The organism is Phycicoccus avicenniae, from assembly GCF_050496545.1.
GTDB classification, from domain to species: domain Bacteria; phylum Actinomycetota; class Actinomycetes; order Actinomycetales; family Dermatophilaceae; genus Phycicoccus; species Phycicoccus avicenniae_A.
Genome location: NZ_JBNVZV010000012.1, coordinates 40,477 through 54,999 on the forward strand (window position 1 = coordinate 40,477; position 14,523 = coordinate 54,999).

The 14,523-nt window shown below is 72.1% G+C and carries 12 protein-coding genes; 7 read left to right on the forward strand and 5 right to left on the reverse strand.

All coding sequences use genetic code 11. From position 1 onward, the window contains the following. Window positions 1–117: 117 nt before the first annotated feature. Both ACQZ2A_RS11645 and ACQZ2A_RS11650 read left to right on the forward strand, forming a co-directional pair. Window positions 118–6,774, forward strand: a complete 6,657-nt coding sequence (locus tag ACQZ2A_RS11645; RefSeq protein WP_430211047.1) for a GH-E family nuclease — start codon at window positions 118–120, stop codon at window positions 6,772–6,774. After that, window positions 6,771–7,346, forward strand: coding sequence for a suppressor of fused domain protein (locus ACQZ2A_RS11650; protein WP_430211050.1), 576 nt, complete (start codon window positions 6,771–6,773; stop codon window positions 7,344–7,346). The genes ACQZ2A_RS11645 and ACQZ2A_RS11650 overlap by 4 nt, the downstream gene beginning before the upstream one ends. A 129-nt stretch (window positions 7,347–7,475) precedes the next feature. Here the strand turns inward: ACQZ2A_RS11650 and ACQZ2A_RS11655 are convergent, their stop codons facing one another. The 3 genes from ACQZ2A_RS11655 to ACQZ2A_RS11665 are packed head-to-tail and all read right to left on the reverse strand — an operon-like array spanning window position 7,476 to window position 9,098. Continuing rightward, on the reverse strand, window positions 7,476–8,561 hold the full coding sequence (locus ACQZ2A_RS11655; protein ID WP_430211053.1) for a DNA polymerase IV: 1,086 nt from the start codon (window positions 8,559–8,561) through the stop codon (window positions 7,476–7,478). 22 nt (window positions 8,562–8,583) lie between these two features. Continuing rightward, window positions 8,584–8,745, reverse strand: a complete 162-nt coding sequence (locus ACQZ2A_RS11660; RefSeq protein WP_430211055.1) for a hypothetical protein — start codon at window positions 8,743–8,745, stop codon at window positions 8,584–8,586. Next, complete coding sequence (locus ACQZ2A_RS11665) at window positions 8,745–9,098, reverse strand: hypothetical protein (protein ID WP_430211057.1); 354 nt, start codon at window positions 9,096–9,098, stop codon at window positions 8,745–8,747. The genes ACQZ2A_RS11660 and ACQZ2A_RS11665 overlap by 1 nt, the downstream gene beginning before the upstream one ends. A 114-nt stretch (window positions 9,099–9,212) precedes the next feature. Between ACQZ2A_RS11665 and ACQZ2A_RS11670 the strand changes: the two genes are divergently transcribed. The 4 genes from ACQZ2A_RS11670 to ACQZ2A_RS11685 are packed head-to-tail and all read left to right on the forward strand — an operon-like array spanning window position 9,213 to window position 11,834. Next, window positions 9,213–10,451 carry a homogentisate 1,2-dioxygenase gene (locus ACQZ2A_RS11670; protein WP_430211058.1) on the forward strand — a complete coding sequence of 413 codons (1,239 nt, stop codon included), beginning with the start codon at window positions 9,213–9,215 and terminating at the stop codon, window positions 10,449–10,451. Between the two features lie 26 nt (window positions 10,452–10,477). Then, complete coding sequence (clpS, locus tag ACQZ2A_RS11675; protein WP_430211060.1) at window positions 10,478–10,768, forward strand: ATP-dependent Clp protease adapter ClpS; 291 nt, start codon at window positions 10,478–10,480, stop codon at window positions 10,766–10,768. Then, window positions 10,768–11,385, forward strand: coding sequence for a DUF2017 family protein (locus tag ACQZ2A_RS11680; RefSeq protein WP_430211062.1), 618 nt, complete (start codon window positions 10,768–10,770; stop codon window positions 11,383–11,385). Before clpS ends, ACQZ2A_RS11680 begins: the two co-directional genes overlap by 1 nt. A gap of 5 nt (window positions 11,386–11,390) precedes the next feature. Further along, complete coding sequence (locus tag ACQZ2A_RS11685; protein WP_430211064.1) at window positions 11,391–11,834, forward strand: VanZ family protein; 444 nt, start codon at window positions 11,391–11,393, stop codon at window positions 11,832–11,834. Here the strand turns inward: ACQZ2A_RS11685 and ACQZ2A_RS11690 are convergent. Then, window positions 11,757–12,020 (reverse strand): PqqD family protein, encoded by a 264-nt coding sequence (locus tag ACQZ2A_RS11690; RefSeq protein ID WP_430211065.1) that lies wholly within the window; start codon window positions 12,018–12,020, stop codon window positions 11,757–11,759. The genes ACQZ2A_RS11685 and ACQZ2A_RS11690 overlap by 78 nt on opposite strands. After that, window positions 12,017–12,883 (reverse strand): nucleotidyltransferase family protein, encoded by an 867-nt coding sequence (locus ACQZ2A_RS11695; RefSeq protein WP_430211067.1) that lies wholly within the window; start codon window positions 12,881–12,883, stop codon window positions 12,017–12,019. The genes ACQZ2A_RS11690 and ACQZ2A_RS11695 overlap by 4 nt, the downstream gene beginning before the upstream one ends. A gap of 114 nt (window positions 12,884–12,997) precedes the next feature. Here ACQZ2A_RS11695 and ACQZ2A_RS11700 point away from each other — a divergent pair, with 114 nt between their 5' ends. Further along, window positions 12,998–14,509: a polysaccharide biosynthesis tyrosine autokinase gene (locus tag ACQZ2A_RS11700; RefSeq protein WP_430211070.1), complete on the forward strand. Its 1,512-nt coding sequence runs from the start codon at window positions 12,998–13,000 to the stop codon at window positions 14,507–14,509. Window positions 14,510–14,523 lie beyond the last annotated feature (14 nt).

The following is a 14,523-nucleotide window of genomic DNA, read 5'->3' on the forward strand; positions in this document are numbered from 1 at the left end:
GCGAGAACTCGCAACGGTGGTTTGCGAGTTCTCGCAACTTTCTTGTCACGGCTTCGAGGGGGCTGCTTCACTTCTCCCGCGCCAGGGCACCGCCCGGGCCCGAACGAGGAGGTCGCCGTGCGCACGAGCCCGGTGTGGTGGAGGCGGACCCAGTCCCGTTCGGCCGTCGGCGGCGCCGTCGTCGCCGTGCTCACGGCGACCACTGCGCTGGCGGCTCACGCGGAGCCCCGACCCGTGGCGCCGACGGTGCGACCGATGGCCGCCGACTCGATCCGGCCGGTCTCCGAGGTCGGCACGACGAAGCGGCCGGCGCCGTCGACGAACACCCTGCGGTCGGTCCCCGTGCGGGCCGCCCGCTGGCCGGCGACGGAGACGGGGAGCCTGGCGGCCGGTGCCGCCCCCGGGGCGCGGGCCTCGGCCGGCCCGGTGAGCATCGGGTGGGGCAAGCGTCGCCCCTCCGCCCGCACCGACGTCGTCCTCCAGCCGTCGTCGGTCGCCGACGAGCTCGGTGTCCGCGGTCTCGTCGTCGACGTCCGGGCCGGGGGCGCCGACCGGTCGAGGGGGCCCCTCGACGTCCGACTCGACTACTCGCAGCTCGTCGGGGCCTACGGCGGGGACTGGGTCTCGAGGTTGCGGCTCGTCGAGCTGCCCTCGTGCGCCCTGAGCACGCCGACCCGCACCGAGTGCCGCAGGGCGAGCCCCCTGCCCTCGACGAACGACCCGACGACGCGCACCCTCGCCGCCAGCGTGCCGGCTCGTCCCGCTCCGGTCTCCGGCAGCGCGCGGGCCGTCGCGTCGGCCTCCACCGTCGTCGCTGCCGTCGCCAGCGCATCGGGGAGCGGGGGGACGTTCACCGCGACGTCGCTCGCACCGTCCGGTTCGTGGAGCGCAGGTGGTTCCTCGGGCGGCTTCGGCTGGACGATGCCGGTCGCGATGCCGCCGGCTCCGGCCGGTTCCGAGCCCCAGGTCGCCCTCTCGTACTCGTCCTCGGCCGTCGACGGTCGGCAGGTCTCGACGAACAACCAGCCGTCGTGGGTGGGGGAGGGCTGGGACTACAACCCCGGTTACATCGAGCGGCAGTACAAGGCCTGCTCGGAGGACCAGACCGGCGGCAACAACACCGTCAAGACGGCCGACCTCTGCTGGTACTCGGACAACGCCGTCCTCAGCCTGGGTGGCAAGACGACCGAGCTCGTCCGCGACGACACGACAGGTGCGTGGCGCCTCGCCGAGAACGACGGGTCTCGCGTCGAGCGCCTCACCGGGGCTGTCAACGGGGACAACGACGGCGAGTACTGGCGCGTCACCACGACGGACGGGACCCAGTACTACTTCGGGCGGCAGCGCCTGCCCGGCTGGGTGAGTGGCAAGGCCGAGACGAACTCCACGTTCACCGTGCCGGTCTTCGGCAACCAGGTGGGGGAGCCCTGTCGCGCAAGCACCTTCGACGCCTCGTCGTGCACGCAGGCGTGGCGCTGGAACCTCGACCACGTCGTGGACCCCAGCAGCAACACCGCCAGCTACTGGTACACGAAGGAGACCAACTACTACGGCAGGAACCTCAAGACCACCGGGGTGTCCTACGTCCGCGGTGGCTACCTCTCGCGCATCGAGTACGGCGGGCGCCTCAACGCCGAGTACTCGACGCCGGCGCCGGACCGCGTCCTCTTCGACGTCGCCGAGCGATGCCTTCCGACGACCGGCTTCACCTGCTCGGACGCCGAGTTCGTCGCCGCCAACGCAGCGCGCTGGCCCGACGTGCCCATGGACCAGGCCTGCAAGTCCGGTGAGGCGTGCACCAACCGCTACTCCCCGACCTTCTGGAGCCGCAAGCGCCTCGCCGCGATCCGGACCGAGGCGCTGGCGTCGGCCACCACGTACGCCGCGGTCGACACCTACGCGCTGGCGCAGTCGTACCCGAACAGCGGTGACGGCCTGAGCCCGGCGCTGTGGCTCTCGTCGATCACGCGCACGGGCAAGGTCGGTGGCACCGCCGCGCTCGACCCGGTCACGTTCAGTGGTGTCCAGCTGAGCAACCGGGTCGACTCGGGGACCGATGGCATCCCGGCGCTGTACCGGTACCGGGTCAACGCCGTCAGGTCGGAGTCCGGTGGAGTGCTCGGTGTCAGCTACTCGTCGCCCCAGTGCTCCCCGACGAACCTGCCGACGTCCGACTCCACGAACGGCCTGCGCTGCTACCCGGTCACCTGGAGCCCGCCGGACAGCACCGGCAGCCCCATCAAGGAGTACTTCCACAAGTACCTCGTCACCCAGGTCCTCGAGCAGGACGGTACGGGGACGCAGCCGGCGAAGGTCACCGCGTACGAGTACGTCGGTGCCCCGGCGTGGGCGTACGACGAGTCGGAGGCCACGAAGCCGGAGAACCGCAGCTGGAACCAGTTCCGTGGCTACGGCACCGTCCGGACGCGCGTCGGGTCCGGGACGGACCCGGTCACGCTGAACGAGGCCCGGTACTTCCGCGGGATGGACGGCGACAAGCTGCCGACCGGGACCCGGTCCGCAACCGTCACCGACTCGTTCGGCACGGCGGTGACCGACGTCGAGGAGTACGCGGGGACGGCGCGCGAGGTCGTTGCATACGACCGTGACGGCGGGTCCATCGTCTCCTCGACCCTGAACTCCCCGTGGCGCAGTCCGGTGCTCGCGACGCGGGCCCGGTCCGGCCTCAGCGCGCTGACCTCCCGCGCCGTGCAGGTGGTGGGGGTCGACACCAAGCAGAAGCTCTCGACCGGGACGTGGCGGACGACGCGGACGACGCGGACGTTCACCGACGACGGCGTGCCGCTCACCGTGGAGGCCGGCGGTGACACCGGCTCGACCGCGGACGACACCTGCACCCGGATGGAGTACCCCGCGGTGGGGGCGGCGCGGATCAGCGCGTCACCGTCGCGAACGTGGACCACCGTGGGCCCGTGCTCTGCCACCGTGACGAGCGGGGCCCAGGTCGTCGCCGACGCCCGCAGCTACTACGACAACGCGACCTCGCTGACCGCCGCACCGACGCGCGGGCTCGTCACCAAGGTCGAGGAGCTCGCCTCGTGGCCCTCCGGCGGGTCGGCGACCTACGCCACGTCGGCCACGACGACCTACGACGCCACCGGGCGGGTCTCGACCAGCACCGACGCGGCGGGGGCCAAGACGACGTACGGGTACACCCAGACGCCGGCCGGCGGCCCGCTCACCTCGACGACGTCGACGAACGCCCTCGGGCACGTGACGACGAGCACCGTCGACGCGGCCCGTGGGGACGAGACCGCCCTCGTCGACCCCAACGGCAAGCGGACCGACGCGACCTACGACCCACTGGGTCGGCTGCTGAAGGCCTGGCTGCCCGGGCGGGCCAAGGCCACGCAGACGCCGAGCATGGACGTCTCATACGTCCTGTCGACAACGGCCCCGTCGTCGGTGACCACGAAGCGGCTCAAGGACGACGGTACGTACGAGACCAACGTCGAGCTGCTCGACGGGCTGCTGCGCCAGATCCAGACGCAGGTACCAGCGGCGACGGGTGGTCGGCTCGTCACGGACACGTTCTACGACACCGCAGGTCGCGTCCTGAAAACGAACGCCCCCTACTACGCCCTCGGGACGCCGGCCACCACGCGGTTCAGCGCCGCGGACAACGAGGTGCCCACCCAGCACGTCACCGAGTTCGACGGCATGGGGCGTCCGACCGCGGACGTCCTGCGCGGGTACGGCACCGAGAAGTGGCGCACGAAGACCGCCTACGCCGGTGAGCTGACGACGGTCGACCCGCCGACCGGCAGCCCGGCGACCGCCGAGGTCACCGATGCCCTCGGCCGGGTCACCGAGCGGCGGCGCTACCCCTCCGGTTCCCCCACGGGTGCCTTCGACAGCACGCTCTTCGCGTTCGACGCCAAGGGCCGGCTCGACACGGTCACTGCCCCGGGTGGCGCGCGCTGGACCTACGCCTACGACCAGCGTGGCCGCACCACCCGCACCACCGACCCCGACACCGGGGCGACCGACCTCACCTACGACAGTGCCGGTCGGGTCGAGTCGTCGCGGAACGCGGTCGGGCAGACCGTGTTCACGACCTACGACATCCTGAGCCGGCCCACGTCGACCAACGACACGACGAAGACCGGCGCGACGCGCACGTCGTTCGTCTACGACACGGTCATGAAGGGCCAGCTGACCTCTGCGTCACGCTGGCAGGGCGCGAACGAGTACCGCACGACGGTCCTCGGGTACGACGACGGATACAGGACGACCGGGACGCGCTGGACCATCCCGGCGAACGAGGGCGCGCTGGGCGGGAAGTCCTACGACCTGCAGCAGGTGTTCTCCCCCAACGGCAACCTGCTGCGCCAGCTCCTGCCGGCGGCCGGCGGCCTGCCGCAGGAGCTCGTCACCTACGCCTACTCGACCAACGAGGACCTGGCCCGGGTCACGAGCAACCTCGGGAGGACCTACCTCAACGACGTGCTGCGCACCAGCTACGGCGAGGTCGGGCGGCTGTACCTCGGCGGCAGCGGGAAGACCGTCTACGTCGGGTACCAGTACGACGACGTCACCCGGCGCCTCACCCAGATGGCGATCGACCGCGACGTCGCGCCGACCCGGGTCGAGGAGCGCACGTTCGGGTACGACCAGAGCGGCAACATCCTCAGCCAGACCTCCACCGTCGCGGGCGTCAAGGACTCGCAGTGCTACGCCTACGACGGCCTGGCCCGGCTGCGCGAGGCGTGGACGTCGACGGACGCCTGCGCCGGCGTGCCGTCGGTCGGCACCGGTGGGACGGTCGGTGGGCCGCAGGCGTACTGGCAGACCTACACCTACGACGGATCCGGCAACAGGGACATCGAGACCCGCCACGCGGTGACCGCGTCGGGCACCGACGTCGTGCGTGACTACACCTACCCGTCCGTCGCTGCGGGCCAGCCGCACACGGTGCGCTCCGTGGGCGAGACCGGGCCGTCGGGCCAGGTCACGCGGTCGTACGCGTTCGACGCCGCCGGGCGGATGACCTCGCGCGACGGCACCACCCAGACGTGGGACCCGGAGGGCAAGCTCGCCTCCAGCACCAAGGGCGGCGTCACCTCCACCTACCTCTACGACGCCGCCGGTGAGCGGCTGCTCCGTCGCGAGCCGGGCGCGGTGACGCTCTACATGGGCGGCACGCAGCTGACCCTCAACACGGCGACCCAGACCGTCACCGGCGAGCGCATCGTCGGGCTCGGCGGGGCATCGGTCGTGCGGAGCAGCACGGGCTCGCTCACCTACGTGGTCGACGACCACCAGGGCACCGGGCAGTGGAGCATCGACGCCACGACCCTCTCGGCGACGCAGCGCACCCTCGACCCGTTCGGACGCCAGCGCGGCACCTCGGGCTCGACCGGGTGGCCGGCGGGCAAGGGGTTCGTGGGTGGCGATACGGACGCCTCCGGGCTGACCCATCTCGGCGCGCGCGAGTACGACCCGGACATCGGCTCGTTCGTCTCGGCCGACCCGCTGCTCGACCTGTCGGACCCACAGCAGATGAACGGGTACGGGTACGCCAACAACAGCCCGGTCACCTACTCGGACTCGACCGGCCTCGCGCCGCAGGGTCCCACCGACGACTCGGTCATGGGCTACACGTGGAACCCGAAGACCCAGCGCAACGAGCCGGACCCGGGCAAGATCCACTACACCAAGCCGAAGAACGCCGGTGGGTCGAGCACGCACCGCGGTGGCTCACCGCCGAGCGACCCGGTCATGCGCGAGAAGGTGCGCAAGGCGCAGGAGGTCAAGAAGCGCGACCTCATGGACATCGTCATGACCGCCGGCGCCGACATCCTCCTCGAGGTCACCGGGATCAAGGACATCCAGACCTGCTTCGGCAAGGGCGACATCGGTGCCTGCATCAGCATGGTCATCGGCTTCATCCCGTGGACCAAGCTCGCCAAGGCCGGCAAGGTGATCGGGGCGCTGCGGCGGGCGTGGGACGCCTACTTCGACTGGCGCCGCGAGGCCGCGGCCGCCGACCGGTTCCTCGCGTCGGTCTGCATGCTGTCGTTCTCGGGCTCGACGCTCGTCCTCATGGGCGACGGCTCCCAGAAACCCATCGAGGACGTCGACGTCGGTGACGAGGTCGTCGCGACCGACCCCGAGACGGGGGAGCGGTCGGTCCGCAAGGTCGAACGCGTCTGGCTCCACGAGGACCAGGTCGTCGACCTGGGTGTCGACGGCGAGGTCGTCACGACCACCGAGGACCACCCGTTCTGGTCCGAGACCGACCAGGCGTTCGAGGACGCCCAGGACCTCGCCCCCGGCGAGAAGGTCCTCACGGCCGACGGCCGGCGCCTGACGGTCTCGGGGCTGAAGGACGGGACGCAGCACCTCGCGCTCGCCTACAACCTCACCGTCGAGGGCGTCCACACCTACCACGTGGGCCGCAACGCCATCCTCGTCCACAACACCGGTGGTTGCGGTGTCAGCTACGCACGGCCATCCGGGTATCGATCGGGGGTGCGAGATAAGGTGTGGCAGAACGCTATCGAGCCAGCCACTGGACGTGTGCGCGATAAGCTCACGGGCCGGTTCATGTCAAAGGACTCTCCGTGGGACATGGGTCACAAGGAAGGGTTCGAGTTCAGGAAGCACCAGGCGAGTGCGGAGAGTCGGGGCATCAGTCGCCCGGAGTTCCTGACGGAGCACAACAACCCTGAGCACTACCGCCCTGAGTTGCCAAGCTCGAACAGAGGTCATCTGGCGGAGGACCAGACCGATGCATACTTCGGCCCATGAGTATCTCTGCATCCCAGTTGGCCGTTGCCCGAGCGCTCGCACAAGTCACGCAGGTTGAGCGACCGCAAGTCGGCCGTTACTTGGACACCGCTGACGAGCATGCGATCGATGTACTCACCGTCCGCGATCGCCCGAGTGAGGGGCTGTCGAGCTCCTCGACCATCGGCTTGCACATGACCCGTAACCTCATGGACGGAGTTGACATTCGCGTCGAGCTGATGCTCACGACTCGGTCAAGCGTGGAGTGGACGCCAAATCTCTTGTCCACCGCCGCCTTTTACGTCATGAAGGACGGCTGGCTCGCTGCGCCAGGGGTGGTCTTCCCGGAGCTGCTTCGTGAGTACGACTCAAGTGTCTCGGTGCCGCACCTGATGTGGGTGGCGCCCTTCACTTGGCCCGAACTGGGGTCGATGCAGATCGACGGTACAGGCGACGTCCACTGGCTGGTTGGCCTTCCCATCAGTGATGGTGAACGCGACTTCCTGGGGCGGGAAGGTTTCGATGCCCTCGACCTCATGTTGGAGAAGCACGATGCTCCGTACTTCGACGTGCACAGGGCGAGTGTCGTTTAGGACGGCATCGCGCGGCATGCACCACGATTCATCCGACGGGCCCCTGGGGGCCCGGCCCTGACGCCTCGTGGGTGGGCTTGCGCCCTCCATCATGTGGTCGGGGAGGGGGACCACTGGCTCCTTGCGGGGTCAGACGCGGCCACGGACGGGGGTGCGCTCGACGTCGTCGCCCTCGTCGGGCATCGTCATCTCGGCCCGGACCCCGAGCAGGCGGACCTCGCGACCCTCCTCGAGGTGGTCGGCCAGCAGGGCCTGGACCACCTCGTGCACCGGCGCCGCCTCGGACGTCGTCGCCGGCAGCTTGCGGCTGCGGTTGACCGTGAAGAACGGCGCGTACCGGATCTTCAGCCCGATGCGCACCACCGGCCGACCCTCGCGCCGCACGTCCTCGAGCACCTGGTCGGTGAGCACCCGCACCGCCTCCCGCACCTCCTCGGACGACACGAGGTTGGACTGGTAGGTCGTCTCCCGGCTGTGCCCGCGGGCCACCGACGGGGTGTCGTCGACCTCGGCGGACCCCTCGCCGCGCCCGAGCGACCCGTACCAAGTGCCCATCCGCGGCCCGAACTCGCCGACCAGCAGCGCCTCGTCGGCCGCCGCCAGCTCGGACACCGTGTGGATGCCGTGCGCCGCCAGCCGTGCCGACACCCGCGAGCCGACGCCCCACAGCTCGACCGTCGCGCGGTGCCCCATCACCTCGGCCCAGTTCTCGGCCGTCAACCGGTAGACGCCCTGCGGCTTGCCGAAGTCCGTGGCAATCTTCGCGCGGACCCGGTTGTCGCCCACCCCGACCGAGCAGTGCAGCCGCGTCCGCTCGAGCACCGCCGCCTGGATGGCGCGGGCCAGCTCCTCCGGCTCGGCGACGTCACCCCCGACGAACCCCTCGTCCCACCCGAGCACCTCGACGACCCGCCCCAGCTCCCGCACCGCGGCGAACACCTCGGCCGAGACCTCCAGGTAGTGCGGACCGTCGACGGGCAGGAACACCGCATCCGGCGCCTTGCGCAGCGCGACCCGCAGCGGCATCCCCGAGCGCACTCCCCGCTCACGCGCCGGGTACGAAGCGGTGGAGACGACGGCCCGCTCGGTGGGGTCGCCACGGCCCCCGACGACGACCTCGCGCCCGGCGAGCTCGGGCCGGCGCAGTACCTCGACGGCGGCGATGAACTGGTCGAGGTCGACGTGCAGCACCCAGGGGAACGCGCGCGCCATCATCGCCCCCCGGGCGTCGGCGGGGTCAGGAGCCGGAGTCCTCGGGGAGGGGCGTGCGGGCGGCGTCCTCGACCCGGCTGTCCTCGCGCGTCCCGCGGCGCCGGGCGTCCCGGACGAGGGCCCGGGCGAGGCGCACGGTGGAGGAGGGCAGCCGGAACATCCCGTTCGGCTGTGTGGTCGCGGTCATCACGCCTCCTCCTGCTCGACGCTGCCATTGTCCCCCGGCGGGAGCGCGAGGTCCACCTCTTCGTGCCGGACACCCTGGGTGATCTGCTGGCCGAGCCGGATGCGCGCGATGCGCCGGGCCAGCTCGCGGTCCTCGTCGCTGCCGAGGTCGGAGCCGATGAGGTCGGCGAGCAGCTCGTCGCCGATCTGCTGCTCGGCCGTGGTCTCGGCGGTGACGAGGGCGATCGCCTGGTCGAGCCGCTGGCGCCACTCGCCGCGGGCGTCCTGGCGCTGGCCGCGCAGCGCGACCCACGCCGCGCCCGCCGCGCCGACGACGCCGCCGGCGAAGGAGAGGAGCAGCACGAGCCAGGACATGGCGACCATCATGGCTGGACGCACCGACGGCGGCATCCCGGTGGAGAGGGGTGTCCTAGGGTGGCGGGTGACAGGTCCGACCGGCCCCGACCCACAGCGAGGTGGACACCGACCGTGGCGCACTACCAGGCGATGGGGAGCATCCCCCCGAAGCGGCACACCCAGCACCGGCGCCCCGCGGGGCGCGGTAAGCAGGGCGAGCTCTACTACGAGGAGCTCATGGGCGAGGAGGGCTTCAGCAGCGACTCCAGCCTGCTGTACCACCGGAACATCCCGTCGACGATCGCCGGCGCCCGCGAGTGGACGCTTCCGGACCAGTTGACGACGCCGAACCACCCGCTGAAGCCCCGGCACCTGAAGCTCCACGACCTCTTCGCCCCGAAGGACGTCAGGACCACCGACGTCGTCACCGGCCGGCGCCTGGTGCTCGGCAACGGCGACGTGCGCATCTCCTACGTCGTCGCCGGCGCCCCGAGCCCCTGGTACCGCAACGGCGTCGGCGACGAGTGCGTCTACGTCGAGCGCGGCGCGGCCCGCGTCGAGACCGTCTTCGGCGCCTTCGACGTCGCCGAGGGCGACTACCTCGTCATCCCGCGCGCCACCACCCACCGGTGGCTGCCGAAGCGTTCGACCAAGAACCCGTTGCGCGCGTACGCGATCGAGGCCAACAGCCACATCGCCCCGCCGAAGCGCTACCTCAGCCGGTACGGCCAGCTCCTCGAGCACGCGCCCTACTGCGAGCGCGACCTGCGCGGCCCGCAGGGTCCGCTGCTCGCGGAGGACGTGGGGGAGAAGGCCACCGACGCCGCCGAGGTGTTCATCAAGCACCGCGGTAACGGCCCCGGCGGAATCGTCGGCACCGTCCACGAGCTGCCGTTCCACCCGCTCGACGTCGTCGGCTGGGACGGCTGCCTCTACCCGTACGCGTTCAACATCAGCGACTACGAGCCGATCACCGGCCGCGTGCACCAGCCGCCGCCGGTGCACCAGGTCTTCGAGGGCTGGAACTTCGTCATCTGCAACTTCGTGCCCCGCAAGGTCGACTACCACCCGCTGTCGATCCCGGTGCCGTACTACCACTCGAACGTCGACAGCGACGAGATCATGTTCTACGTCGACGGCGACTACGAGGCGCGCAAGGGCTCGGGCATCGGGAAGGGGTCGGTGTCGGTGCACCCCGGCGGTCACGCCCACGGCCCGCAGCCGGGGGCGTCCGAGGCCTCCATCGGCGCCGAGTACTTCGACGAGCTCGCCGTCATGGTCGACACCTTCCGCCCGCTCGAGCTCGGCGAGGGCGGCCGGGCCGTCGACGACGGCGTCTACGCGGACTCCTGGAACCGCGGTCGAGGCTGACCCCGGCGGGCTCCTATCCTTGGGGCGTGTCGCTCGCGCCCGTGACCGAGGAGGTCGTCGTCCCCGAGGGGGACGTGGCTCCGGACACCCCGTGGGTGACGATCGTGTGGAACGACCCCGTCAACCTCATGTCGTACGTGACCTTCGTGCTCCAGGACCACTTCGGCTACGGCCGCGAGAAGGCCGAGACGCTGATGATGCAGGTGCACACCGAGGGGCGTGCGGTCGTCGCGAACGGCCGCCGCGAGGCCATGGAGGCCGACACCGAGGCGCTGCACGGCTACGGCCTGTGGGCCACCTTCCAGAAGGACTCCTGATGGCCACCGCCTTCCGGCGCCGCGGTCGCGGTGCCGAGCGCCGGTACGTCGCGACCCTCGACGCCGACGAGCGCCGGGTGCTCGCCTCGCTGATGGACCAGGTCCACGACCTGCTCGAGCCGCCGGAGACGACGAGCACCGGCGACGACGCCTTCGACGACCTCGTCGCCGGTCTCGACCTCGGTGGCGAGCCGGCGCCGGCCGCGCCCCCCGCTCCGGCCGAGCCGCCGCAGGAGCGTGACCCCGCCCTCGACCGTCTCCTCCCGACGGCGAACCGCGAGGACGACGAGGCCGCCGCCGAGTTCCGCCGGCTCACCGAGGGTGGCCTGCGCCACCGCAAGGCCGGCGCCCTGGCGACGGCGTCGGCGGCGCTGCGCCACGACGAGGACCGCGTCAGCCTCGACGCGGACGAGGCACGGGCCTTCCTCACGGCGCTCACCGACGTGCGTCTCGTCCTCGGCGAGCGGCTCCAGCTGCGCGGCGACGAGGACCTCGAGCTCCTCGAGCGCGCCGCGTCCTCCCTCGAGGAGGGGGAGCCGCTGCACCAGCTGCTGGCGCTCTACGACTTCCTCACCTGGCTCCAGGAGACCCTCGCCGACGCCCTGCTCCGGGGCTGAGGCACGTGCTCCGACGGGCCGGCACCGTCCTCGCGGTGGTGCTCACGGCGCTGCTCGCGCTGCTGCTGCTCTGGCCGCAGGGCGACGTCGTCCAGCGGGCCCTCCTGGACATCTACCTCTTCTTCCTCCACCGCGGCGTGCCGACCTGGGTGACTCCCGAGGTCTGGGCGAACGCGCTCAACGTCGTGGTCTTCGTGCCCGTCGCCGCGCTGGGTGTCCTGCTCCTCCGGCGTCGGCCGCTCCATGTCGCGGGTGTCCTCGTCCTGGCCAGCGCCGGCGTGGAGCTGGTGCAGTTCCTCCTGGACCGCGAGCCGAGCGTGCTCGACGTGCTGTGCAACGGCGCCGGCGCATTCATCGGTGCCGGGCTGGGCTCACTCCTGCGCCGCGACGCCCGCCCGGAGCAGGCCGTCGAGGAAGCCGGCGACGTCGAGGAGGACCGCCTCGGCTGACACGCCGACCCGCTGCGCGACCCGCTCGGCCACCTCGTCGACCGTCCCTCCCGGCAGCAGGGCGTGCCACACGACCGCGCCGGGCCCCTCGAGCACCAGCGGCGGCCCGTCGGGGAGGCGGGCGGCGTACACGACGTCCTCGGCCTCGACCCAGGCGACGTCGGCGGCCACGACCACGCGGCTCACCGCCGGACCACCCCCGCCGCGCGTCGCCCGAGCGCGCCACCGAGCTGCGCGAACCGGCGCACCCCCTCGACGGCCACCTCACGTCGGGACGGTGGGTGCCCGAGCTTCTGCTCGAGGTAGTACCGGTTGACGCCGAGCGAGCGCACCGCCACCGACGCCTTGGCCCGTGGTCCGCGGGCCGCGCGCCAGCGGGCCCGCCACTCGTCGAGGCGGTCGCCGTCCCCGGTGAAGACCTCCCAGAGGGCGGCCTCCGGCGTGCCGGCGTGCGCCGCGAGGTCGCCCGTGGCCGCGGCGAGACCGACCGTGGCACCGGTGCGCGCGGCGAGGTCGCGGATGGCCGCGCGCTCCGCCTCGGCACGCTGGGTCCAGTTCGGCCCGATGTCGGGGTGCACCCCGCCCGTCGGCGTCCGGGCGGCGTGCAGCAGGAGGACCAGCGACTGGGCCAGCGGGTCGGGCACCACGCAGGGGACGTGGGCGATGTCGGTGCTGCCGCGTCGGTCCCAGAGCACCGCGAAGGCGCCGGCGGGGTCGGCCTCCATCCCGGGGTAGAGCCGGTGGACGTCGAGCATCCCCCACCCGGGGTGGAAGAGGTTCGCGGCGTGGTCGAAGGCCGAGCCGGACTCGAACGTGGTCTCGCTGCGCCACCCGTGGTCGGCCAGCACGGCCATCAGCGCCTCGACGTGCGCGGGTCGGACGAGGACGTCGACGTCGCTGCCGCTGCTCTTCCACGGGCGCAGCCCGGGCGCGACGGCGGGTCCCTTGATGTGGAGGACGTCGGCGCCCGCCTCGTCGGCGAGCCGCTGCACCGCCGCGTGGGCCAGCGCGACCCGGACGGAGGTGGGCACGTCGGGGGCGTCGGGCACGCGACAACTCTAGGGCGCGCCCCCTGCGGACGACCGGCGCGACGCGGGGTCCGCCGGTAGCATCGAGGGAGCGATCCGCCCACCCTGCGGGCGGCGATCCCGGAGGACTCGTTCGTGACCCTGCTCGACTTCGTCCGCCTCACGCGGGCCCACCTCCTCAGCCTCGTGTTCCTCACGCTGGTCGGGGGAGCGGTGGCCTACGGGCTGACGCTGCGCATGCCGGAGGTCTATCTCGCCGACGCCAGCGGCTACGTGCGCGTGGCCGGCACCCAGACCAGCACCGGGGACAGCCTGGCCGCGAACTCGCTCGGCGGCTCCAAGGCCGACTCCTACCTGCCGCTCGTCACGAGCCGCGCGGTCGCCGAGCGGGCCATCGCCGCCACCGGCATCGAGGCCACGCCGGCCGAGGTCGCCGGCCGGGTCGGTGCGAGCGTCGCGGCCAACTCGGTGGTCCTCAAGGTCACCGCCACCGGCCCGACGCCCGAGGAGTCCCGCCGACTCGCCGACGCCGTGATCACCGCGACGGCCGCCGAGGCCAACGCCATCGAGGTCGCGGCCGACCCGTCCGCGAAGCCGATCGTCTCGATCGTGCCCATCGAGTCGGCCCTGCCGGGCGGGAAGATCGCGCCGAACCCGCGGCGCAACGGCCTGGTCGGGCTCGTGGTGGGGCTGGGCGTCGGCTACGGGATGGTCTTCCTGCGCCGCCAGCTCGACACCCGGCTGCGCACCGTCGCCGACGTCGAGGAGCTGACCGGCGCGAGCGTGCTCGGGGTCGTCCCGCAGACCAAGGAGCTCGGGGCCGTGCGCGGCCGCGGCCGGGTCGGCGAGCTCGGGGTCGCAGCCGAGTCCTTCCGTCAGATCCGCACCAACCTGCGCTTCGTCGGCGTCGACGACCCCGCACGCAGCATCGTCGTCACGAGCGCAAACGCCGGCGAGGGCAAGTCCACGGTCGCCGCCACGCTCGCCCGGGTGCTCGGCGCCTCCGGCCAGAAGGTCGTCATCATCGACGCCGACCTGCGCCGCCCGACCCTCACCAAGGTCTTCGACGTCGTCGGGACCGTGGGCCTCTCGCACGTCCTCACCGGTCAGGTGCCGGTCGAGGACGTCCTCCTCGAGACCGACCAGGACAACGTCCGGCTCATCACCTCCGGGCGGACACCGCCGAACCCCAGCGAGCTGCTCGGGTCGGCGCGGATGCACGAGCTCGTCGCCCGGCTCTCCGAGGACCACGTCGTGGTCCTCGACGCCCCGCCGCTGCTGCCCGTCACCGACGCCGGCGTGCTCGCCGGCTTCTGCGACGGCACGCTGCTGGTCTTCGCCGTGGGACGCACGCACAAGGAGCAGTCCCGCCTCGCGGCCCGGATGATGTCCCAGGTCGGTGGCCGCGTGCTCGGGGTCGTCCTCAACCTCGCGCCGCTGCGCAAGGTCGGCGGCGTCGTGTACGGCGGGTACGGCTACAGCACGTACGCGTCGGACTACAGCTCGCGCCAGGCCTACGCGCAGGGGGCCCCGGAGGACGACGGTGCGGTGGTCGAGCCCGTGGTCCCGGCCGGGCCGGGTGTGCCGGTGGCCACGAAGACCGCGGCGAAGCCGCGGCGGACCGCGGCCCGCAAGAGCGCCGGCTGAGCCGGGCCCGGGGC

Bases quoted from the DNA above. Each gene is read 5' to 3' on its own strand.
- ACQZ2A_RS11655 (WP_430211053.1), bottom strand. From the start codon at position 8,561: ATGATGGCGCGCGCGTTCCCCTGGGTGCTGCACGTCGACCTCGACCAG.
- ACQZ2A_RS11650 (WP_430211050.1), top strand. From the start codon at position 6,771: ATGAGTATCTCTGCATCCCAGTTGGCCGTTGCCCGAGCGCTCGCACAA.
- ACQZ2A_RS11680 (WP_430211062.1), top strand. From the start codon at position 10,768: ATGGCCACCGCCTTCCGGCGCCGCGGTCGCGGTGCCGAGCGCCGGTAC.
- ACQZ2A_RS11665 (WP_430211057.1), bottom strand. From the start codon at position 9,098: ATGTCCTGGCTCGTGCTGCTCCTCTCCTTCGCCGGCGGCGTCGTCGGC.
- ACQZ2A_RS11660 (WP_430211055.1), bottom strand. From the start codon at position 8,745: ATGACCGCGACCACACAGCCGAACGGGATGTTCCGGCTGCCCTCCTCC.